Annotated in this window: 16 protein-coding genes; 5 read left to right on the top strand and 11 right to left on the bottom strand. The window is 74.7% G+C overall.

Going from position 1 to position 20,754, the window contains the following annotated elements:
• Nucleotides 1-110: 110 nt before the first annotated feature.
• A complete protein-coding gene (locus tag AACH11_RS13780) occupies nucleotides 111-1,358 on the bottom strand; it encodes an FAD-dependent oxidoreductase (RefSeq protein WP_341374815.1) in 1,248 nt (415 codons plus the stop codon).
• 287 nt (nucleotides 1,359-1,645) lie between these two features.
• Here AACH11_RS13780 and AACH11_RS13775 point away from each other — a divergent pair, with 287 nt between their 5' ends.
• Together AACH11_RS13775 and AACH11_RS13770 are read left to right on the top strand one after the other, a co-directional pair.
• Nucleotides 1,646-2,962 carry a PQQ-dependent sugar dehydrogenase gene (locus AACH11_RS13775; protein WP_341374814.1) on the top strand — a complete coding sequence of 439 codons (1,317 nt, stop codon included), beginning with the start codon at nucleotides 1,646-1,648 and terminating at the stop codon, nucleotides 2,960-2,962.
• A 138-nt stretch (nucleotides 2,963-3,100) separates the two neighbouring features.
• Nucleotides 3,101-4,495: an alpha/beta fold hydrolase gene (locus tag AACH11_RS13770; protein WP_341374813.1), complete on the top strand. Its 1,395-nt coding sequence runs from the start codon at nucleotides 3,101-3,103 to the stop codon at nucleotides 4,493-4,495.
• A gap of 16 nt (nucleotides 4,496-4,511) precedes the next feature.
• On the opposite strand, the gene AACH11_RS13765 is transcribed toward AACH11_RS13770, so the two are convergent.
• From AACH11_RS13765 to AACH11_RS13755, 3 genes are all read right to left on the bottom strand, one after another.
• A complete protein-coding gene (locus AACH11_RS13765; protein WP_341374812.1) occupies nucleotides 4,512-4,973 on the bottom strand; it encodes a DUF4087 domain-containing protein in 462 nt (153 codons plus the stop codon).
• On the bottom strand, nucleotides 4,949-5,569 hold the full coding sequence (locus AACH11_RS13760; protein WP_341374811.1) for a hypothetical protein: 621 nt from the start codon (nucleotides 5,567-5,569) through the stop codon (nucleotides 4,949-4,951). Before AACH11_RS13760 ends, AACH11_RS13765 begins: the two co-directional genes overlap by 25 nt.
• 243 nt (nucleotides 5,570-5,812) lie before the next feature.
• A complete protein-coding gene (locus tag AACH11_RS13755; RefSeq protein ID WP_341374810.1) occupies nucleotides 5,813-8,848 on the bottom strand; it encodes a hypothetical protein in 3,036 nt (1,011 codons plus the stop codon).
• A gap of 138 nt (nucleotides 8,849-8,986) precedes the next feature.
• On the opposite strand from AACH11_RS13755, the gene arfB reads away from it, so the two are divergent.
• Both arfB and AACH11_RS13745 read left to right on the top strand, forming a co-directional pair.
• Nucleotides 8,987-9,391 (top strand): alternative ribosome rescue aminoacyl-tRNA hydrolase ArfB, encoded by a 405-nt coding sequence (arfB, locus tag AACH11_RS13750; protein WP_341374809.1) that lies wholly within the window; start codon nucleotides 8,987-8,989, stop codon nucleotides 9,389-9,391.
• A 55-nt stretch (nucleotides 9,392-9,446) separates the two neighbouring features.
• Nucleotides 9,447-10,556, top strand: a complete 1,110-nt coding sequence (locus tag AACH11_RS13745) for an NAD(P)/FAD-dependent oxidoreductase (RefSeq protein WP_341374941.1) — start codon at nucleotides 9,447-9,449, stop codon at nucleotides 10,554-10,556.
• Between the two features lie 316 nt (nucleotides 10,557-10,872).
• Here the strand turns inward: AACH11_RS13745 and AACH11_RS13740 are convergent, their stop codons facing one another.
• From AACH11_RS13740 to AACH11_RS13730, 3 genes are all read right to left on the bottom strand, one after another.
• Complete coding sequence (locus AACH11_RS13740) at nucleotides 10,873-12,228, bottom strand: DUF1501 domain-containing protein (RefSeq protein ID WP_341374808.1); 1,356 nt, start codon at nucleotides 12,226-12,228, stop codon at nucleotides 10,873-10,875.
• A 1-nt stretch (nucleotide 12,229) separates the two neighbouring features.
• A complete protein-coding gene (locus tag AACH11_RS13735) occupies nucleotides 12,230-14,233 on the bottom strand; it encodes a DUF1800 domain-containing protein (protein ID WP_341374807.1) in 2,004 nt (667 codons plus the stop codon).
• Between the two features lie 210 nt (nucleotides 14,234-14,443).
• The gene (locus AACH11_RS13730) at nucleotides 14,444-15,400 is read right to left on the bottom strand and encodes a DMT family transporter (RefSeq protein ID WP_341374940.1); all 957 of its coding nucleotides are present in this window, start codon (nucleotides 15,398-15,400) and stop codon (nucleotides 14,444-14,446) included.
• Nucleotides 15,401-15,742: 342 nt separating this feature from the next.
• Here AACH11_RS13730 and AACH11_RS13725 point away from each other — a divergent pair, with 342 nt between their 5' ends.
• Nucleotides 15,743-16,537 carry an AraC family transcriptional regulator gene (locus tag AACH11_RS13725; RefSeq protein WP_341374806.1) on the top strand — a complete coding sequence of 265 codons (795 nt, stop codon included), beginning with the start codon at nucleotides 15,743-15,745 and terminating at the stop codon, nucleotides 16,535-16,537.
• 14 nt (nucleotides 16,538-16,551) lie between these two features.
• Here the strand turns inward: AACH11_RS13725 and AACH11_RS13720 are convergent, their stop codons facing one another.
• The 4 genes from AACH11_RS13720 to AACH11_RS13705 form a co-directional block, all read right to left on the bottom strand.
• Nucleotides 16,552-17,628, bottom strand: a complete 1,077-nt coding sequence (locus AACH11_RS13720) for a tripartite tricarboxylate transporter substrate-binding protein (RefSeq protein ID WP_341374805.1) — start codon at nucleotides 17,626-17,628, stop codon at nucleotides 16,552-16,554.
• 145 nt (nucleotides 17,629-17,773) lie between these two features.
• Nucleotides 17,774-18,316, bottom strand: a complete 543-nt coding sequence (locus tag AACH11_RS13715; RefSeq protein WP_341374804.1) for a response regulator transcription factor — start codon at nucleotides 18,314-18,316, stop codon at nucleotides 17,774-17,776.
• The gene (locus AACH11_RS13710; RefSeq protein ID WP_341374803.1) at nucleotides 18,317-19,762 is read right to left on the bottom strand and encodes an ATP-binding protein; all 1,446 of its coding nucleotides are present in this window, start codon (nucleotides 19,760-19,762) and stop codon (nucleotides 18,317-18,319) included. It abuts the gene before it with no gap.
• The gene (locus tag AACH11_RS13705; RefSeq protein WP_341374802.1) at nucleotides 19,759-20,619 is read right to left on the bottom strand and encodes an SURF1 family protein; all 861 of its coding nucleotides are present in this window, start codon (nucleotides 20,617-20,619) and stop codon (nucleotides 19,759-19,761) included. The genes AACH11_RS13710 and AACH11_RS13705 overlap by 4 nt, the downstream gene beginning before the upstream one ends.
• Nucleotides 20,620-20,754 lie beyond the last annotated feature (135 nt).

Genomic DNA, 20,754 nt, shown 5'->3' with positions numbered 1-20,754 from the left:
CGGATTCTAGGCAGGCCCGCGGCGGCCTCGCCGACCGCGGGGTCGTTCAGCCCTGCCACGGCGTGCTGCGCGGCTGCAGGGTGGCGAGGATCGGGGCCCGATGCGGCCGCTCAGATCCGGGCCGGTGCGTAGGGCCGCGGATCCACCAGCGGCGGCGCGCCGGTCATCAGATCGGCCAGCAGCGTGCCGCTGACCGGCCCGAGGGTGAAGCCCTGGTGGCCGTGACCGAAATCGAACCACAGGCCGGGGTGGCGTGGGGCCTCGCCGATGAAGGGCAGCATGTCGGCGCTGCAAGGGCGGTTGCCGAGCCAGGGTTCGGCCTCCAGCGGCTCGCCGAGCTCGATCAGCTCGCGGGCGCAGGCGCTGGCGCGCGCCAGCTGCACGGGCGTCGGCGGCGAGTCCAGCGGGGCGAACTCCGCGCCGGTGGTCAGGCGCAGGCCGGCGGCCATCGGCGCCAGCACGTAGCCGCATTCGGCATCGAGCACCGGCAGGCGCAGGCCGGGGCCGGTGGCCGGCCCCCGGTGGTGCAGGTGGTAGCCGCGCTTGACGAACAGCGGCAGGCGGTAGCCCAGGCGCCGGGTCAGCGCGGCCGACCAGGGGCCGAGCGCGATCACCACCCGCGGTGCATGCACCCAGCCGGCCTCGTCGGCATGCACGCGCCACCCTTCGCCCCAGGGCTCCAGCGTCATCGCGTCGCCGCGCAGCAGCGGCGCACCCAGGCGCTCCAGACGCCGTGCATAACGCTGGACCAGTGCGCCCGGATCGCGCACCGCCCAGGGCTGCTGCCAGTGCACGGCGCCGGCCGGGCCCGGGTGCAGCGCCGGCTCCAGCGCCTGCAGCCGACGGGCATCCAGCACCTGATGTTCGAGGCCATGGGCGCTGGCCAGCGATTGGGCCTTGGCCGCGGCCTGGGCCAGTGCCGGCGCGCTGCGGAAGACCTGCAGATAGCCGCCGGGCCGGATCAGGTCACCGGCGCCGGCTTCGGCGATCAGGTCGGCATGGGCGGTCTGGCTGTGGGCGATCAGCGCCGACCAGGCGGCGCTGATGCGGGCATGGCGCTGCGGCGCCGAATGCCACCAGTAGCGGGCCAGCGGTGCCAGCAGCGCCGGCAGCGCGCCGGCCTGCCAGTGCACGGCCGGCGTGCGCCCGAAGGCCGCATCCCCCAGGGCCTGCGCATCGCGCGGGAAGGGATAGGGCTGCACCGCCTCGCGCTGCACCAGGCCGGCATTGCCGTACGAGGTCTCGCGCCCGGGCTCGCGCCGGTCCAGCAGCGCCACGCGCAGGCCGCGCCGTGCCAGTTGCAGGGCTGCGCAGGTGCCGATCATGCCGGCGCCGAGGATGAGTACTTCCGGGCTCAAGACGCTTCCCTCGGGCGCATCCACGCGGCCGGCGGCCGGTGTCCATGCGCCATCGACGGTCGCCGTGCCCGTGTCGGGCCGGCAACTCTCTCACCTGATTTTGAACATGAAAATTCGAGTGAGTGTGTCGATATGGTACAGCCCGAACGGCAGAGTTGTTCTGCAGCAGCGCACAGTCACGGCAGGGCTCGCCGGGCGGTCGCGCGGGTGGCCGCCGATGGCCGCGCCGCCGGTGTGCTGGCATGCTGGAAGCCTCACGCACTTTCGCGCCACGGCGCCCGTCACCGATGTCCTCCGCCCTGGATCTGTTCGCCCGTGTCGTCGCCACCGTCGGTGACGCGGCCATCGCCTGGCGGCGCCTGCGCGGCCCGGTCGGCCCGCAGGCGCTGGGGCCACAGCCGCAGATTCCCGCCGCGCGGCCGCAGGGCCGCATCCCGACGCTGAAGATGCCCACCGCCCAGGGCTGGGCACCGGGCCAGACGCCCCGCGCGGCCGCCGGTCTGAAGGTGCAGGCCTATGCCTCCGGCCTGCGCCATCCGCGCTGGTTGCAGGTCTTGCCCGATGGCCGGGTGGCGGTGGCCGAGGCGCTGTCCAGGCCGGGCCCGCCGGGCTCGCTGTTCGATCTGGCCATGGTCAGCACGATGAAGCGGGCCGGTGCCGTCGGCGAGAGCCCCGACCGCATCACGCTGCTCACCGATGCCGACGGCGATGGCGTGGCCGAGCGCCGCGACGTGCTGCTCGACCGTGCCGCCGGCCTGCGCCAGCCCTTCGGCATGGCCCTCATCGGCGACACCTTCTACGTCGGCAACACCGACGGCGTGGTGGCCTATCCGTGGGTGCCCGGCGCCACCCGGCTCGACGGCCCGGGCCGCCCGCTGTGCAGCTTCAAGCCCGGCGGCCACTGGACGCGCAGCCTGCTGGCCAGCCCGGACGGGCAGCGGCTCTACATCGGCGTCGGTTCGCTGAGCAACATCGGCGATGAGGGGCTGGCGGCCGAGGAAGGCCGCGCCTGCATCTGGCAGCTGGACCTGGCCAGCGGCCAGGCCCGGCCCTGGGCCGAGGGCCTGCGCAACCCGGTGGGCCTGGCCTGGGAGCCGCACACCGGTGCGCTGTGGACCGTCGTCAACGAGCGCGACGGCCTGGGCGACGAGACCCCGCCCGACTACCTGACCTCGGTGCGCGAGGGTGGCTTCTACGGCTGGCCCTACTGCTACTGGGGCCGCACCGTCGACGACCGCGTGCCGCAGGACGCGGCCCGCGTGGCCCGCGCGCTGACGCCCGACTACGCGCTGGGCGGCCACACCGCCTCGCTCGGCCTGTGCTGGGTGCCCGGCGGCACGCTGCCGGGCTTTGCGCAGGACGGCATGGTCATCGGCCAGCACGGCTCGTGGAACCGCAGCACCCTGTCGGGCTACCAGGTGATCCACGTGCCCTTCGCCGATGGCCGGCCCTGCGGCGCACCGCGCCAGATCCTGGGCGGCTTCCTGGCCGAGGACGAGTCGGTCAGCTACGGCCGACCGGTGGGCGTCGCGCTGGCGGCCGATGGCGCGCTGCTGGTGGCCGACGATGTCGGGGATGTGATCTGGCGGGTGAGTGCGGCTTGAAGTCGCCTGCAGCGGCCACGGGCGTGGCGCCCGGCTGATGCGGGTCGGCACCGGCTTCAGGGCCCAAACCGTGGAAAGGGGTCACCCAGGATGTCTGCTTGCCGTTTGACGCTCGCGCGCCGGCCGTATCGTGCGGCCATGCGCCTGTGTGCCCGCCTTCTGCTGCCTGCCGCGGGTCTCGGCCTGGGCATCGTCGCGACCGAGGGGATGGCGCAGGCGGCCTCGTCGGCGGCCGTGTCGGTGCGCGATGCCGCCTCGGGTGCGGCGGCGAGTGCACTGCCGTCGGATGCGTCCGCTGCGCCGGACGCGCGCGTCGCGGCACAGGACCATGCCCACACCCCCGCCGCCCGCCGCACCGGTCCCGCAGCCCTTGCCGCGCCGCCGGGCCGCGCGGCCGCGCCGGCCTTCCATCCACGGCTGCCCTGGGACGGCCGCGAGGCCGCGCTGGCCCTGCCCGAGGCACGCCTGCTGCTCGACCGCTTCTGGGCGGCGGGCCCGCCGGTCGGGCGGATGATCGGCGTCGGCGGTGTGCCGCTGGCCTGGCGCGTCTTCCTGCAGCCCGACCGGGCGGCCGAGCGCGGCGCGGTGCTGATCGTCTCCGGCCGCACCGAGACCATGGCCAAGTACCAGGAGACGGTCTGGGATCTGTACCAGGCCGGCTGGTCGGTCTATCTGTACGACCACCGCGGCCAGGGCCTGTCGGGACGTGAGCCCGCCGTCGATCGCGAAGGCCGGCGCCAGCACGGCCATGTCGAGCGTTTCGACGACTATGTCGACGACCTGCGCGAGCTGGTGCGCACCCGGCTGCTGCCGGCCGGCCACCGCGAGCTGCGCCTGCTGGCCCACTCGATGGGCGGCGCGATCAGCGCGCGCCTGCTGCAGCAGGACACGCCCGAGGCCGCGGCCTTCGGCGCCGTGGCCTTGCTGTCGCCGATGATGGCCATCCGCGGTCTGGGCGATGCGACCGCCGACGGTCTGCTGTGCGGCGTGGCCCGCAGCGCCGATGCGCTGGGCCTGGGCGCACGCTACATCCCCGGCGGCGGCGACTGGCGCGAGCGTGACTTCGACGGCAACCGCCTGACCGGCAGTGCGCTGCGCCTGGAGCGCCTGCATGCGGTCTACCGGGCACAGCCCGAGGCCCGGCTGGGCAGCGCCACCTTCGGCTGGACGGTGCAGGCCTGCGCCGGGGCCCGCGCGGCGCGCGAGCAGGCCGCGCGCATCCGCCAGCCGCTGCTGCTGGCCATCGGCGAGGGCGACCGCATCGTTCATCCGCAGGGTGCGCAGGCCTTCTGCGCGGCCTGGCGCGCGGCCGATCCGCAGGCCCGCCGCTGCGGTGGTGCCGACGGCGGCCCCTGGCTGCTGCCCGACGCCCGCCACGAGCTGCTGATCGAACGCGACGCGCTGCGCACGCCGGTGCTGCAGGCGGTGCTGCGCTTCTTCGAGCGGCCGCAGCTGGCGCTGCCGGCCCAGGAGCTGCCGACCCAGGAGCTGCCGACCCAGGAGCTGCCGGCACACCCACGGCCGGCCCCGTAGCGGCCGGGCCGCTGGCTCAGGGCCGCGGCAGGCGCCGGTCGCGCCGGCAGACCGCCAGCGGGCGGCTGGCCGCCTCGTCGATGCGCAGCACCTGCCGCGTGTGCGGGTCCGTCGTCATCCGCAGACAGGCGCAGCCGTGGCCGTAATGGCCGTTGTCGCGCACCCAGCGGGCGGCGCTGAAGGTCGGCCAGTCGCCGTCGGCCTGATGGCCGCCCTGCAGGCCGATCACCCATTCCCCGTCGCGGTCGATCAGCCAGGCGTTGCCCGGCGTCGGGTTGACGAACCAGCCGCAGCGCAGCGTGGGCAGGCCGGCCGTGGTGGAGGCGGGGGCGGTGGCGGTGGAGGTGGCGGATGCGGCCGCCGGAGCGGGCTCGGTGGCGCCGGTCGGCGATGAGGCCGCGGCAGCCGCGCTGCCCGTGGCGGCGGCCAGCGCGGCCACCGCCGTCAGTGCGCTCAGGACGTGGTGTAGGAAATGCATGAATAGAACTTGCGGCCGTAGACGGCGATCGCCTCGGCGCAGTCCAGGCCGTTGATGATCCGGCGCGCATTCTTCCAGTCCTCCTTCGGGCCGTCGAAGTACTGCGACAGCCGGCGGCCGGTGAACAGGCCGTCGGCCATGCCCTTGAACAGGATGCGGGCGGCGAGCGCCGGCTGCAGCGCGCGGTCGGCGGCCTCGGCGCTGGAGCTGAGGTCGATGTCGAAGGCCCGGCCCATCGTCTCGTAGTTGCAGCGCCAGGTCAGCTGCACATGGCCGCGGCCGTGGAAGAGCACGCCGTCACCGGGCCGCGCCTTCATCGCGCGGGCCAGGCGGGCACGGGCGGGCAGCGGGCTGTCCGGGTCGTACATGCGGTGGAACCAGGCCGCGCCGCCCCGTTCGTGCACCGGCTGCATCGTGAAGGCCGTCTCGTGGAAGCTGGTGGCCAGCGCATAGGCCAGCCAACGGTCATCCTGCGCCGCATGCTCGCGCTCCCAGGCGTCGAGCAGGTGGTTCAGGCCGTTGACCTGGGCCTGGCTGAGCCGGCCGGTGAACAGCACCTCGCGGGCATGCGAGAAGAAGAACGTGCGGTTGATCATCGGGTCCTCCGGGCAGGTGGGGCGCCGTCATGGCGCTGGCGCAGGGACGCTGCCGGATGCGCGCAGGTGCCCATGTGCTGGTCCACATGGTGGCCCGCAGGGTGGTCCGCGCAAGGCCCCGCACACCGGCTCGCCTGCGGCCGCAGCGTAGCCCGGTCCGCCCGATCCCACATGCGCTGCGGGGAGGATGGCTCGGCTCACGCGCTGAGCGCGCAGGCCGCTCAGGCGACGCTCAAGCGCTGCTCAAGCCGGCGTGGACGGCGTGGACGGCGTGGACGGCGTGGACGGCGTGGACGGCGGGTCCCGGTGGTCGGGCCCCTCGTCCAGCGGCGGCCAGCGTCCGTCGGCGAAGGGCTGCAGCGCGCTGAGCAGTCCCAGCATGCGGTAGCTCTCGAACTGGGCCTCGTCAAAGAACTGGTCGGCCGTGCTCTGGTGTGGAAAGGCGGCGCGCGAGGTCGGCAGCGATTGCGCGTAACGCAGCAGATCCAGCGGCAGGCCGTCCCACAGGGCCGGCTTCAGGTAGACCAGCAGGCCATCGCGTGCCAGCGGACCGTCGGCGTCGCCATAGGCGATGCGCCCGGTGCACCAGGGCCGGCCGTTGCGGCGCACCGAGGCTGCCGTCGGCAGGCCGCGCTCGAAGCTGATCGAGATGCCCAGGTCGATGCGGATCTTGCGCACGGCCGATTGCAGGTCATCGTGGCTGAAGCCGGCGTCGGCCGTGGCGTCGCTGACGATGATCAGCCGGCAGCGGCGACGCACCATCTCGTACAGGCCCAGGTTCTCGAAGTGGCCGCCGTCGGACAGGTAGACGAAATCGCGCTGGGCCGAGGTGCGGGCCAGCGTCTCGCCGAGCAGCGTGCCCAGGCCGAAGCGGGGCTCGGCACGCCCCCAGCGGATCCAGGCCGCGCGTCCCGGCCAGGCGACCAGGTCGTCCGCGGGGGGCGGGCGCACCGGGGGCGCGGCTGCGCGGCCTGCCGTCGCCGCACGGTCCCTGGCACCGGCCGTGTCCCCGGCCATGTCATCGGTCTCGCCTGCGCGACGGGCCCGCGGATTCGGCAGCCACCAGCCCAGGCGCACGTTGAACAGGCTCATCACCATCGCCACCAGCGTCGAGCTGTGATAGCCCATGTTGGGCGAGGCGGCGGCCCCCGAGATCGCCATCGCCCGCCCGAGCGACAGGCCGCCGGCCTTGCGGCTGCTGTAGTGGGCGGTGGGGACATGGCCCAGCACGTCGCTGCCGCAGTGCAGCGGGGTCAGCGTGAAGCTGGCGGCCTTGCGCTGCTGCCACTCCAGCCGGTCGCCCGAGGCCTGCACCAGGTTCAGCGCGGCCTGGATCACCGGGAACAGGCGCTGGCCGCTGCGCGTGGCGGCATCGCCGTCGCGCGCCGGGGCGGGCGGTCCGGCGGGCTCGGCCAGCGGCAGGTTGTCGTGCGGATCGAAGCCGGTGAACGGGTGCGGGCGGCGCTGCATCTGGCTGGCGCCCAGATAGGCCCGGATCAGCCGGTTGGCGTACATGCCGTGCAGCGAGAAGGTGTTGACGCCGATGAACCAGGCCATCACCGCGGCCAGTCCGATGCAGGCGGCGAAGGTGCCCAGCGCCGGCCATGGGGCCTGATGCAGCAGGTCGTCGCGGTAGCGCTGTGCCAGCGCGAGCGCCGACCCGGCCTCGGCGCTGCCCGGCGGATGCAGCACCACGGCCAGCACCACCGCCATCGACAGCGTCAGCAGCAGCAGGAAGGCGGCCGCGGCGAGGTCGAGCGCGCGGGCCTGCAGCCGCTCGACCAGGCGCTCGGCGTGCGGGATCAGCTTCGCGCCCCGCTGGCTCCAGTAGCCGATGGCGCTGGTCATCACGCCGCTGAGCACCGTCAGCACGCCGACCCCCGGCACGCCGACCTTCCACTTCTCCGGCAGCACCTGCAGCACCCACGCGGGCAGCCACAGCACGCTGACCGTCAGCGCCGTCCAGGCCAGGGCCAGCAGCATCCACTGGCCGGCGGCGCGGGCCCACCATTCGCGGTCCTCCTCGCCCTTGAAGTGGCGCGTCCAGCCGGCGTGCAGCGTGACGGCCAGCCAGAACACCGCCAGCGTCAGCGGCGGGCCGACGATCAGCAGCGGGATGCGGCCGTCGGTGGTGGCGGCCTGCGTGCCGAGGACCGGCAGCAGCCAGGCCAGGGTGGCCGCGCCGATGGCGCCGGTGGCCGCGGCTGTGATCACGTTGGCCAGTGGCCGCGGCTCGCTGCGCGGTGGCAGGCCTCGCCAGCGGCGCCAGCGCCATCCCAGCCCGCCGGCGCTCAGGTGCAGCCCCGCGCCGCACAGTGCCCAGATGATGAGCGTGGTGATGGACGTGGTGATGGGCGTGGAGTCGGCCGGCGCCGTCAGCAGCGGTGCCAGCAGGGTCAGCAGCAGGGCGGCCAGACCCAGCGGCGCCAGGTGCGCGCGGCGGAAGCGGTCGGCCACCGGCTGCGGCGGCGGCGGGCCGGGCAGATCGGCCGCCATGTAGGCGACGGCCATGCCGATCAGCAGTGCCGCGGCCCCAACCAGGCTGGCGACCAGCAGGCACCGCCGGGCCGGATCGGTCGCCGCGGCCAGCACCTCCGCCTGCAGCACCAGCAGCAGCCGCGGCAACAGCAGCACGGCGGCCAGCAGCGGCAGCAGCACGCTCCAGTGCAGCACCAGGTTGCGGCAGAAGGTGCCGACCAGGGCCATCAGGTCGGCGCTCAGGCCGGTGGCCGGGCTCAGGTAGTTGCTGTAGGCGCGCAGGTGGTGGATGGGTGCGGCCTCCGGGGCGTCCAGCGCGTGCGTGGCGCGGCGCGGGCCGGCCGTCTCGACGCCCGGGGTGCCGCCGGCGCTCGCGGCCAGTGCCCGCAGCGGCTCGGCGGGGTCCGCGCAGCGTCGCCGCCAGGCGGTCAGCCAGCTGGCGATGTAGCCGCCGCCCGAGACGCTGGACAGGAAGTGGCAGCGGCCCAGCACACCGGCACGCGCCAGTCCCTGCAGCACGCCCAGGCCGTAGGTGGCGCTGCGGATGCCGCCGCCCGACAGGCACAGCGCGACCTGCGCCTGCGCGTCGGGCAGCGTGTGCTGGTGGGCGGCGAGAGCGGCCCGCACGCGGCCGCTGCCATCGGGCGGCAGGTCCGCCGGCAGGGCGCCGTGCACGGTGGCGTACTCGGCGCGGGCGGCCGCGTCGATCATGCGCAAGCGGTCGCGCACGTCCTGCGGCGTGTCGTCGGGCGTGGGCTCGGCGCTGGCCGAGGGCAGGGGGGTGGGGCTGTCGTCGGCCATGTCCGATCATGGCCGACCCCCGTCTGTAACAGAGGGTCGGGACAGTCCGCCCGATCCTGCGGATGGGGGACGGGCGGGCCGGTGGTGCCGCCCCCCGCGCAGGGCCGCGAGCCGCCACATCCCGCGATACTGGCGGCCATGATCCCCATCGATCCCGCCGAGTTGACCTTCACCGCCATCCGGGCCCAGGGCCCGGGCGGCCAGAACGTCAACAAGGTCGCCACCGCGGTCCAGCTGCGCTTCGACATCGCGGCGTCCTCGCTGCCCGAGGCGGTGCGCTTGCGGCTGCTGGCGGGATCAGACAGCCGGATCAGCCGCGAGGGCGTCATCGTGATCAAGGCCCAGACCGCCCGCACGCAGGAGCGCAACCGGGCCGAGGCCCTGGCCCGCCTGCAGGCGCTGGTCGATGCGGCCGCCCATGTCGACCCGCCGCGCCGGCCGACCAAGCCCACGCGCGCCTCGCAGCGTCGGCGGCTGGATCACAAGTCGCAGCGCGGGGCGATCAAGGCCGGGCGGGGGCGGGGCGGCCTGTCGACGGACTGAGCGGTCCGCCGCCGCAGCGTGCGCGCAGCAGGCACACTGCGCGCCCATGGAAGCGATCGATCACATCGACTGCGTCGTCATCGGCGCCGGCGTCGTCGGCCTGGCGGTGGCGCGTGCGCTGCAGCTCAGCGGACGCGACACCCTGGTGCTGGAGCGCGAGGACGCCATCGGCACCATCACCAGCGCCCGCAACAGCGAGGTCATCCACGCCGGCATCTACTACCCGGCCGGCTCGCTGAAGGCCCGGCTGTGCGTGCGCGGCCGCGCGCTGCTCTATGCGTACGCGGCCGAGCGCGGTCTGCCGCACCGGCGCTGCGGCAAGCTCATCGTGGCCACCGATGCGGCACAGGACGCCGAGCTGGACCGCATCCGCGCCGCCGCGCTGGCCAACGGGGTCGATGACCTGCGCCGCTTGACGGCGGCCGAGGCCGGCGCGCGCGAGCCGCAGCTGCGCTGCACGGCGGCGCTCGAGAGCCCGTCGACCGGCATCGTCGACAGCCATGCGCTGATGCTGTCGCTGCAGGGCGATCTGGAGCGGGCGGGCGGTGCGGTCTGTCTGCGCAGCCCGGTGCTGGCCGGCGGGCGCAGCGCCGACGGCTGGCTGCTGGAGGTCGGCGGCGCACAGCCCACCCGCATCGCCTGCGGGCTGCTGGTCAACAGCGCCGGCCTGGATGCGCCGCCACTGGCCGCCGCCCTGTGTGCCGGCATCGAGGGCCTGCCGGCCGATGCGTTGCCGCGGGCCCGGCTGGCCAAGGGCAACTACTACGCGCTGTCCGGGCGCGCGCCGTTCAGCCGTCTGGTCTATCCGGTGCCCGAGCCCGGCGGCCTGGGCGTGCACCTGACGCTGGATCTGGGCGGCCAGGCCCGCTTCGGGCCGGACGTCGAATGGATCGACCAGGCCGACTACACGGTCGATCCCGGGCGCGCCGAGGGCTTCTACGCCGCGATCCGGCGCTACTGGCCGGCCTTGCCCGATGGCTCGCTGCAGCCGGCCTATGCCGGCATCCGCCCCAAGATCAGCGGCCCGGGCGAGCCGGCGGCCGATTTCCGCATCGACGGGCCGGCGCAGCACGGCGTGCCGGGCCTGGTGCAACTGTTCGGCATCGAATCGCCGGGGCTGACCGCGTCGCTGGCCATCGCCGACGAGGTGCTGGCGCGGATCTGAGCGAGGGGATGTGCGGGCGGTGCGGCGTCGGACGCGGTGGATGGTCTGAATAAACAAACTAACGCCAGGCATGCCGTCCAGCACATCCATCCGTTCAGCATCGAGCAGCGGGGCTGGGTGTCATGGCGTCGATGGAGCAAGGCGGCTTTCATCTGGACGATTCGAAGCGCCGGGGGTCAACACGGCACGGCGGGTCTCATTTGTTTTACATAATTATCATCGTCACGGTTGAATGAAGAAAAGATGAGGGCATGTCCAGCGCTCGGACCCGGCCCGACGGCCCCGGCGTGCAGCGTGCTGCACGCCGGCCGCGCCCTCAGAGCCACCCCAGATCCACGGTCGTGGCCTCGGGAAAGACCGTGGCCAGCGCCCGGCCGTCGAGCGCGAACTGCCGCTGCAGCAGGCCGCCGACCCAGGCCCGCCAGTCGTTGAGCACCGGCAGATCGCGGTCCTGGTGCACGGTGGTGGCCGTGATCGCGACCTGCTCGCCGCGCACCGGTCGTCCAGGCGAGCCGCCGGACAGGCCACCGCCGGCCACCCACCAGACCGAGCCATGGCCGTGGTCGGTGCCCTGGGCGCCGTTCTCGCGCAGCGTGCGGCCGAACTCGCTGCCGACGACGACGACGGTGTGCGCCCATTCGTCGTGACCGAGCGCATCGGCCAGCGCCACCAGGCCGCGGCCGAGCTCGGCCAGGCGGGTCGGCAGCGGGCCTTGCAGGCTGCCCTGTCCGACATGGGTGTCCCAGCCACCGACATCGACGAACGCCAGCCGGTGGTCGGCCCGCAGCACCAGGCCGATGCGCCGGGCCTCGGCCTCGAAGCCGCGGGCCGAGACGGCCTGGCGGTCGGCCGCCATCATCTCGCCCTGCAGTTGGCGGGCGATCTCGGCACGCAGCGCGAAGGCCTCGTCGACCGGGCGCTGCAGGACGTGGCCGGCGTACATGCGGGTGATCGCCGGCTGCAGCGCCTCACCGCCGACGCGTCGCGGGGCCTGGCGCAGCGGGGTGTTGGCCACGGCGACCGGGCCGCGGAAGGCCAGCGGCAACTGCTCGCTGAAGGCGATCGGGCCCAGCCGGCGGGCCAGAGCGGCGGTGCTGGCGATGGCGCCGGGGGGCATGCCAGCGGTCGTGCCAGCGGTCATGCCGGTGGCGGCCGTCGCGGCGGCCACCGGCGGCAGCGCCTGTCCCTGCCCCGAGCCGCCGAGCACCGCCGCCAGACGGTTGAGAAAGCCGCTGCGCACGGGCGCGCGGCCGCCGACGGCCAGGCCGCCCTCGATCGTGTCCTGGGTCTCGAAGTGGCTGCGGGTCAGGTCCTGGGTGCCGGCGAAGGGCACGAAGCCGATCTGGCCGGCGCGCAGCAGCGGGGCCAGTGCATCGGCCGCGGCCGGATGCAGCGCCCAGTCGCTGTCCAGGAGCTGGGCGCCGGTGCTGCCGTCGGCGCCGGCCCAAGGCACGGCCAGGCGGGGCCGCCATTCGCGGTAGAGGCTGGCCGAGGGCACCAGCAGGGTCATCGCGTCGTAGCCCCCCCGCAGCAGGACGAAGACGAAGCGGGAGCGCCCGCCACCCGGCATGGCCCACACCTGGGAGCGGGCCGCGCCGCCGGCACAGGCCGCCGCGGCCAGTCCCTGCAGCAGTCGGCGGCGTGACGGCAGGGCCGGATCGGCATCGGGCATCTCAACGCTCCATGAGGTCGGGCGAGCACAGCAGCAGCGTGTCGCGCTGGCGGCTGTCGGTAGCGGCCTGCAGCACGGTGACGGTCTGCGCGCGCAAGGGTCGGCGTCCGGGCAGTGGCAGGGTCCAGGCCAGTGACGGGCCGGCGGCACGTCCGGGCCCGGGCGGGCTGGCGGATGTGCTGCGCGGCGCACCGGAGCTGGAGCCGGAGCTGGAGCCGGGGCTGGGGCCGCCGGCTCGGGCGATCGGGTCCGGCGCCGGCCCGGCGACCGTGGCCACCGGCAGGAACACCCGCGCCGCGCCACCGACGATGGCCTGCGCGATCTCGAAGCGCTGTTCGAGCTGGGCCGGGCTGTGCCAGGACGCGGCGTCCTGCGGCCAACCGTCGGGCGTGCCGCGTTCGAAGACGCCCTCGCCCAGCCGGTTCATCCAGCCGATCAGCGGCCCGAGGTCGCCCGGCGCGCACGCATCGGCGCCGCCACAGCGCAGCGCCGACAGCAGCCACGGCGTGGGCGAGCGCAGGGCGGGCGGGCCGTCGGTGAAGGCGTCGTCGTCGAGCACCGTGCCCAGCACGGCCTGCAGATCACCGCGCGGACCGAAGGCGCGCACCATGCGGGTCAGCAGTGCGGCCGGCGGCGCATCGCCGAGCAGGCAGACGGCCAGCCGGCCACAGACATGGCGGGCGGTCGACGGATGGGCGGCCAGGCGGTCCAGCACCTGGTCGAGCTCGTCGGCGCCGCTGCCGCGCACGGTCTGGCCGAGGACCTGCTTGTCGCCGAAATCATGGCGCGACGGATCGAACACCCAGCCCCGCGCGCTGCGCCACAGCGGCTGCCAGGCCGCCTTCAGCCGCGGTGGCGGCTCGTCGGCGCCGCGCAGCGCGTGGCCGGTCAGCACGCGGGCCAGCTCCTGCACGTCACGCTGGGTGTAGCCACCGTCCACGCCGAGGGTGTGCAGCTCCAGCAGCTCGCGCGCGTGGTTCTCGTTGCCGCGGCCGGCACGGTTGTGCTCGTTGTCGAGGTAGCGCAGCATGGCCGGATGTCGGGTCACGGCCCCGAGCATGGCGCGGAAATCGGTCAGGGCATGGGGGCGGATCGCCTGCTGCTCGTAGTCGGCCACCAGCGCGCGCAGATTGCCCTTGTGCTGGAAGACGCTGAAGTGGTTGAGCCAGAAGGCGACCAGGCGCGCCTGCAGCTGGCGGTCGCTCCAGATCGCCCGCAGCAGGTGGGCCTCGACGGCCTGGCGGCTGCGGCGCTGCAGCGATTCCTGCACGTGCTGGCGTGGGGTGGGCGCGGGCGCGGGTGCGGGTGTGGGTTGCAGGGCTGCGGTCGACGCCGGGGGGCCCGCCGCCGGGGAGGCTGCCGGGGAGGCTGCCGGGGAGGCTGCCGGGGAGGCTGCCGGAGAGGGTGCCGGAGAGGGTGCTGGTGCGGCTGCCGGCGGCGTTGGAGGCGGTCCTGCAGCTGGTGCGGCTGTACCGGTCGGGGCGGCTGGGGCGCCCGGGGCCGCGGCGGCCTTCTGCTCGTCCTGCTCCCGCCGCCGCAGCGCCTGCAGCTCGGCCAGCGCGGTGTCGGGGGCGGTGGCCAGGGTCTCCAGCGTGTCCAGCCGGGCCTGCACCGCGGGCGGCAGTTGCTCGGGCCGTCGCGGATCGAGCTGGTCGCGCCACCAGGCCTGCCAGCCCATGGCGGTGGCCGTCTGCATCTGGCGCGGGCTGGCGCCCCAGCCGATGCGGTCGACGCCCCGGTGGAGGATCGGCCGGCCGGCGTCCTGGCCCGGTCGCAGCGCGCAGCCGCCCAGCGCCGTGGAGCCTGCGCCGGCCGCGGCCAGGCCGGCCATCACCGTCGAGATCCGGCCGCCGAGGGCCGCGGGCGGCAGGATCGGCGCGAGGGCGGCGGCCAGCAGACGCCGGCGGCCGGGCTGCGGCGCGGCGCATGTGGCGGGTGCGGCGCATGTGGCGGATGCGGCAGGTGCAGCCGTCCGGGTGTCGTGGAGATCGATGCGGATGGGCACGGTGCTCGGCGCCGGAGTCGACGGACGGATCGATTGTGGCCTGCGCCGGCGGGCCCTCGGGTGCGGATGCGGTGCGGTCCGACACGCGCGTCCCCCGCCGGCCGGCCCGTCCCTGTCATGGCGCCCGCGGCCATGGCGGTGCCCGGAGAGCACCCGCCCCGCCTGCCCCGCCTGCCCCGCCTGCCGTGGCAGCCGGGCCGGCCGGCAATCTCAGCCCAGCCCTGCCCCGTCGGCAGCCTGACGGCGACCGCCGCGCCGGCTCAGCCAGCCCCGCAGCGGCCCTTCGGCGCTGACCATCACCACCCCGGCCAGCACCAGCAGCGCCCCCCGCACGAAGGACGGCGCCAGGGCCTCGTCCAGCAGCCAGGCGCCGAGGGTGACGCCGAAGATCGGCGTCAGGAAGGTGAACACCCCCAGCATCGCCGCGGCATAGTGGCGCAGCAGCCAGAACCAGACCAGGAAGCTGGCGAAGGCGACGACCACGGTCTGGAAGGCCAGTCCGCCGAGCACCGCCGGGGTCCAGTGGACGGCCGTCTGGCCGGTGGCCAGCGCCGTGCCCAGCAGCAGCACGGCCGCGCCCATCAGCTGATAGAGCAGCGCTTCGCTGGCCGGTGCACGGGCCAGGCTGCTGCCGCGCAGCAGCACCGTGGTCGCGCCCCAGGCCAGGCCGCCGCCGAGGGCCAGCAGGTCGCCCACCCGGTCGGTGGCGGCGCCCGCACCGGGGGATGCCGGCTCGCCGAGGAAGGCCAGCGCCACGCCGCCGAAGGCCAGTGCGATGCCCAGGCCCTGCAGCGGTCGCAGACGCTCGGTGGGCACACGCAGGTGCAGGCCGAGGGCGGCGAAGATCGGCGCCGTGTAGAGAAAGACGACGGTGTGGGCCGCGCTGGTGCGGCGCAGCGCCTCGGCCACCATCACGTACTCGCCGCCGAACAGCAGCCCGACGGCCAGTGCCCCGCGCCAGTGGCTGCGTGCCTGCACGCGCAGACCCTGCACGCGCATCAGCAGCAGCACCAGCGCCGCGGCCATGGCCGAGCGCAGGCCGATCTGCAGCATCGGCGAGATGTCGGCCGCCACGGCCTTGACGAGGATCTGCTGCAAGGCCCAGCACAGGCACAGCAGCACCATCAGGCCGGCCGCGCGGCCGTCGACGGGACGGGGAGAGGAGATCGACATGGGCGACAGGCGCGCACCCCGGTGGGGGCGGATGCAGGAAGACGGCGGGCATGGGCGCCGCGGCGAGACACCGGTGGCTGCCGGGTGGCTGCCGGGCGGGTTCCGGTTGGATGGCGCCGATTGTGGGCTGTCGTGTCAGCACGAAGTTGCGAGAATCCGCCAACCCGGGCCTGTGGTGCGCCAAGCGGCTGTGCGGCCACCGGGGTGGAGGGCCGCTCCGGATCGGGCCGAGCCCTTCCGGCCTCCGCCGGGCGGGTCGCATCCGGCCGTCCTGCGCCCTGCCCCGGCCCTCACGCCCTCACGCCCTCTGCGCTCCCTCTGAGCCCCATCCGCGCCATGTCCGTCCGCCAGACCGCCCGTCACCTGCGGGCCGCCCCCTTCGTCGACGCCCTGCCCGCGCCGCTGGCCTTCCGCGCCGAGGCGCTGGAGCCCGACACGCTGTACCCGCTGCACCGCCATGACTGGGGCGAGTTCATCTACGCCTACAGCGGCGTGATCGAGGTGCAGATGGCCGATCGCCATCTGATGGCGCCGCCGCTGTCGGGCCTGTGGCTGCCGGGGGGCGTGGCCCACACCGGGCTCAACCGCATGGCCTGCGTGCACTCCTCGTTCTACGTGGCGCGCGAGCTGTGCGGCGGGCTGCCGTCGCAGGCCTGTGCGGTGGCCGTCAGTGCGCTGGCGCGGGCGCTGCTCGATCATCTGCGGGCCCTCGGTGGCCACCTGCCGCGCGAGGACGCGCACGGCCGGGCGCTGCAGGTGCTGCTCGACGAGGTGCGGGCGGCGCCGGTGGTCGGCTCCTATCTGCCGGGATCGGAGGACCCGCTGCTGGCGCCGGTGCTGCGCGCGCTGGAAGCCGATCCGGCCGACCGCCGCGGCGTGGCCGAGCTGGCCCGCCTGGTGCACGCCAGCGAGCGCACCCTGTTGCGCCGTGCGCAGCAGGAGCTCGGCATGCCGCTGGCCGAGTGGCGCCAGCGCCTGCGCATCGTGCGCGCCTTGCCGGCGCTGCGCTCCGGCGGCAAGGTGCAGGCGGTGGCGCTCGAACTGGGCTATGCCAGCGCGTCGAGCTTCATCACCGCCTTCCGCCGCCACATGGGCGTCACGCCGCAGACCTGGCGCGCCGGAGGGGGCTGAGCGCGCCCGGTGTCTCAGCCCAGCGACAGGCCTTGCGTCTGCACCAGGGTGGCCCAGCGGCGGTGCTCGGCGTGCAGGTGGGCGTCGAACTCCGCCGGTGTCGAGCCCACCCATTCCAGCCCCTGCTGGGCCAGCTGCTGGCGCACCGCCGGCTGGCCGAGGGCCTGCAACGCGCCGGCATGCAGGGCCTGCTGGCGTTCGGCACCGATGCGCGCCGGCGCGACCAGTCCGATCCAGGTGCCGACATCGACGTCGCGCACGCCGGCTTCCTGCATCGTCGGCAGCTCGGGCGCCACCGCGTAGCGTCGTGCCGAGGTCACCGCCAGCGCCTTGACGCGGCCGCTGCGCACGTGCGGGCCGATGGCCACCCAGGAGCCGAGGAACAGCTGCACCTCGTCATTGAGCACCGCCTGCAGCGCCGGCACGCCGCCACGGTAGGGGATGTGGACGAGATGGGTGCCGGTGCGTTGCTTGAACAGCTCGGCCGCCAGATGGTTGAGCGTGCCCAGACCGGCCGTCGAGTAGTTCAGCCGGCCCGGCTGACGGCGGGCCAGCGCGATGAATTCGGCCATCGTGCGCACCGGCAACGAGGCCGGCACCGCGGCCACCAGCGGAAAGCTCAGCAGGCGCGAGATCGGCGTGAAGTCGCGCAGCGTGTAGCTCAGGTTCGGATAGACCAGCGGGTTGGTGGCGTGGGCGTCGAACACCAGCATCGCGGTGTCGCCGTTGCCGGCCTGGCGGGCGACCGCGGCCGCGGCGATCGAGCCCGAGGCGCCGGGCTGGTTGCGCACCACCACCGCCTGGTGGAGGGCGCGCGGCAGGTGTTCGGCCAGCAGGCGTCCGGTCAGGTCGACCGAGCCGCCCGGCGGCACCGGCACCACCAGCTCCAGCGGCTGTCCGTGGCCACCGGCCGGGGCGGCGGACGCCGACGACGCCGATGACGCCGACAGTGGCGACGAGGAGGCCCCCGGGCCCTGGGCCCGGCCGGTGGCGGGTTGCAGGCCGAGCAGGCCCGTCAGACCCATCAGGCCCGGCAGGGCCGCGGAGGACGTGGTGGCGTGGCGCAGCCACTGGCGACGGTTCAGGGACATGGACGGCAGATGGCGCATGCGGCGCGCGGAGGGTGGCGGGCGGTCCCGGCCCGGCGTGTGGGCCGGGACGATCCAGCCGTGCAGCGTGCACGCGGGCGATGACGGGGCGATGACGGGGGGGGGCTGGCGAGGCGCTGGCCGCACCTCACTTCACCCGTTGCTTCTCCAGCTTGCGCGCCAGCGTGCGGCGGTGCATGCCCAGCCGCCGCGCGGTCTCGCTGATGTTGAAGTCGGTCTCCGCCAGCGTCTCGTGGATGCGCTCCCACTCCAGCGTCTTGATCGACGTGGTGCGGTTGGTCATGTCGACATCGGTCTCGCCTTCGGTGCGGGCGAAGGCGGCCTCGATGTCGTCGGTGTTGGCCGGCTTGGCCAGGTAGTGGCGGGCGCCGAGCTTGATCGCCTCGACCGCCGTGGCGATCGACGCGTAGCCGGTCAGCACCACGATGGCCATCGCCGCATCATGGCCGTGCAGCGCCTGCACGCAGGCCAGGCCCGAGCAGCCGTTGGCCAGCTTCAGATCGACCACCGCGTGGGTCGGGCTGTGGCTGCGCAGCTGCTCGTGCATGGTGTCGACGTCGATCGCGCGGCACACGCTCCAGCCGCGGCGCTCGAAGGAGCGGCGCAGGGTCGAGGCCAGGGCATCGTCGTCCTCGACGATCAACAGCTGGCGTGCGGGCTCGGCGCTCATTCAGCGGCGGCGGCCAGGGGCCGCGCTCGGGGTCGTGGTCGCATCGTCATCCTCAGGGTCCGGTTCGTCGGCGGGATCGTCCAGTGCCTCGTCGGGCAGGCGCAGCGCGGCCAGCGGCAGCTCGACCAGCACCTCGGCGCCGGCCGTCGGCCGGTTGCGGCCGATGACGTTGCCGCCCAGGCCGCGTGCGACGTTGACCGACAGGAACACGCCGAGACCGCCACCCGGCTTGCCCTTGGTCGAATGGTAGGGGCGGCCGAAGTGCTCGAGGATCTCGGGCGCGAAGCCCGGGCCCTGGTCCAGGACACGCAGCTGCAGACGCTCGTCATCGCTCTCGGCCAGCAGGCGCGGCAGCTGATGCGGGGCCGCTTCGAGGGCATTGTCCAGCAGGTTGATCACCATCTGGCGCAGGCCGGCGTCGGCGAAGATGGGGTCGTCCGGGGTCGGTCCGAGCTCCGGTTGCAACGGGCCGACGCCGCGGCGCCGGCTCCAGTCGGCGCAGGTGGCCTGCAGGAAGGCGGCCAGCGTGGTGGTCTCGGTGGCGTCGGCCCGGGCGTCGCCGGCCGACATCAGGATGCCGCTGATGATGGCCTTGCAGCGCTGCACCTGGGCCTGCATCTGCTCGACGTCCTCGCGCAGTTCGGGCTCGGCGCTGATCGGCCCCATGTGCGACCAGTCGCCCAGGATCACGCTGAGCGTGGCCAGCGGCGTCGACAGCTCGTGCGCGGCGCCGCTGGCCAGCAGGCCCATGCGCACGATGTGCTCCTCCTCGGCCGCGCGCTGGCGCAGCGCGGCCAGGCGGGCGTCGCGCTGGCGCAGCGTCTGGCCGATGCGCAGGATCACCACCACCACCAGCGAGGCGCTGAGGGCGAAGCACAGCAGCAGGCCACCGACGTATTCGACGGCCAGGGGCTGCACCGGCGCGCCCGGCCAGCGCAGCGGCAGATGCCACTGCGACAGCAGGAAGATCGCGCCGGTGGCCGCGGCCACCAGGGCCCAGGCCAGCGCGCGCTCCAGCAGCAGCGCGCCGATGGCCACCTGCGGCAGGTAGATGAAGAGAAAGGGGTTGTTGATGCCGCCGGTCAGCGCCAGCAGCATGGTCAGTACCAGCAGATCGACCAGCAGGCCGATCATCAGCTCGCCGTCGCCGACATCGCGGGCGCTGCGCGCGCGCACCCAGCTGGCGATGTTGAACAGCGCCAGCCCCAGCACGAAGGCCAGCAGCGCGCGCAGCGGCAGCTGCACGCCCAGCCCGCCGTGCACCACGGCGATGGCCGCCAACTGCCCCGCCACCGCCAGCCAGCGCAGCTGCACCAGCTGCAGCAGCGCGCTGCGGCCGGCCTGCTCGTGCGGGCGCAGGCCGGCGGCCGGGTCGGCCTCGGCGCCGGTCGGGCTGAGGGCCGGCAGCAGACTGCGGGCCGCACGGGCCTCGGCGGGCGGGCTCATCGGCCGGGGCGCTCGTCGTCGCCCGCGTCGGCCTGGCCCGGCCGACCGCTGCGCCAGACCAGGCCGGCCGCCAGCAGCGCACCGGCGGCCAGCGTGGCCCAGGTCAAGGCATAGCTCAGGTGGTTGTTCGGCAGCTTCAGCAGCGTCAGGCCGGTGCGCGGCCACGGGGCGTCGGCGGCCACCGGCGGCGGCAGGCCGGCCTCGACCGCGGCGGCCAGCGCGGCCTGCTGGCGCGCGTCGGTGCGGCCCAGGTCGACGAAGTACGGCGCCACGCGGAGGGTGTCCAGGCCGGCCGCGGTGGCCAGGGCCGCCACGTCCCGGCTGGCCTGGCCCATGCCGGGCAGTGCGGTGCCCAGCCAGGGCCGCTCGCTGGCGCGCAGCAGGCCGACCACGCGCACCGGTCCGGCCGGCAGCGGCCGGCGCAGGGCCGGCGTGCGGTGGGCGTCATCGACGAAGCCCCGGTTGACCCAGATCCACCACGGGCCCTGCGCACCGCGCTCGATGCGCAGCGGCGTCATCACCCAGTGGCCACGGCCCAGGACGGTGCTGGCCACCACCAGCTGTTCGCGGGCGGGCTCCCAGTGGCCGTCGAGTGCCAGCGGCGCGTACTCGTGGCTGTCGCGTCGCACGTCCGGCCAGGCGGCGGGCCCGGGCGCTGCGGTCTCGGCCTGCTGCGGCAGCGCGGCGATGCGCGCCAGCAGCGCCTGCTTCCACTGCAGCCGCTGCCACTGCCACACCGACAGCGCGCCACAGGTCGATGCGATGAGCAGGCACAGACCGAGCGCGATCGTGCGTGCCAGGCCGGAGCGCGGGTGGGCCGGGTCGGTGGGAACGGAAGCGGTCGGTGGACGGGACATGGTGACGGACAGGACGGCAGGCACGGGCGGTGCCGGTGCGGCAGTGTCGCCGCAGCGGCGGCTGCGCCAGAAAGACGAAACGCCGGACGGAGCCGGCGTTTCTCGGGTGGGCGCGTGACGGACCGGCCGGTCCGT

The organism is Pseudaquabacterium rugosum, assembly GCF_038066575.1.
Classification (GTDB): Bacteria; Pseudomonadota; Gammaproteobacteria; order Burkholderiales; family Burkholderiaceae_C; genus Pseudaquabacterium; species Pseudaquabacterium rugosum.
The sequence above is the reverse complement of the archived record's forward strand: the minus strand, read 5'-3'. Positions and strand labels throughout refer to the sequence as shown.

Excerpts from the sequence above, each read along its gene's own strand:
- AACH11_RS13775 (WP_341374814.1), top strand. The coding sequence starts at position 1,646 with ATGTCCTCCGCCCTGGATCTGTTCGCCCGTGTCGTCGCCACCGTCGGT.
- AACH11_RS13770 (WP_341374813.1), top strand. The coding sequence starts at position 3,101 with ATGCGCCTGTGTGCCCGCCTTCTGCTGCCTGCCGCGGGTCTCGGCCTG.
- AACH11_RS13765 (WP_341374812.1), bottom strand. The coding sequence starts at position 4,973 with ATGCATTTCCTACACCACGTCCTGAGCGCACTGACGGCGGTGGCCGCG.
- AACH11_RS13760 (WP_341374811.1), bottom strand. The coding sequence starts at position 5,569 with ATGATCAACCGCACGTTCTTCTTCTCGCATGCCCGCGAGGTGCTGTTC.
- AACH11_RS13755 (WP_341374810.1), bottom strand. The coding sequence starts at position 8,848 with ATGGCCGACGACAGCCCCACCCCCCTGCCCTCGGCCAGCGCCGAGCCC.
- arfB (WP_341374809.1), top strand. The coding sequence starts at position 8,987 with ATGATCCCCATCGATCCCGCCGAGTTGACCTTCACCGCCATCCGGGCC.
- AACH11_RS13740 (WP_341374808.1), bottom strand. The coding sequence starts at position 12,228 with ATGCCCGATGCCGATCCGGCCCTGCCGTCACGCCGCCGACTGCTGCAG.
- AACH11_RS13725 (WP_341374806.1), top strand. The coding sequence starts at position 15,743 with ATGTCCGTCCGCCAGACCGCCCGTCACCTGCGGGCCGCCCCCTTCGTC.
- AACH11_RS13720 (WP_341374805.1), bottom strand. The coding sequence starts at position 17,628 with ATGTCCCTGAACCGTCGCCAGTGGCTGCGCCACGCCACCACGTCCTCC.
- AACH11_RS13715 (WP_341374804.1), bottom strand. The coding sequence starts at position 18,316 with ATGAGCGCCGAGCCCGCACGCCAGCTGTTGATCGTCGAGGACGACGAT.
- AACH11_RS13710 (WP_341374803.1), bottom strand. The coding sequence starts at position 19,762 with ATGAGCCCGCCCGCCGAGGCCCGTGCGGCCCGCAGTCTGCTGCCGGCC.
- AACH11_RS13705 (WP_341374802.1), bottom strand. The coding sequence starts at position 20,619 with ATGTCCCGTCCACCGACCGCTTCCGTTCCCACCGACCCGGCCCACCCG.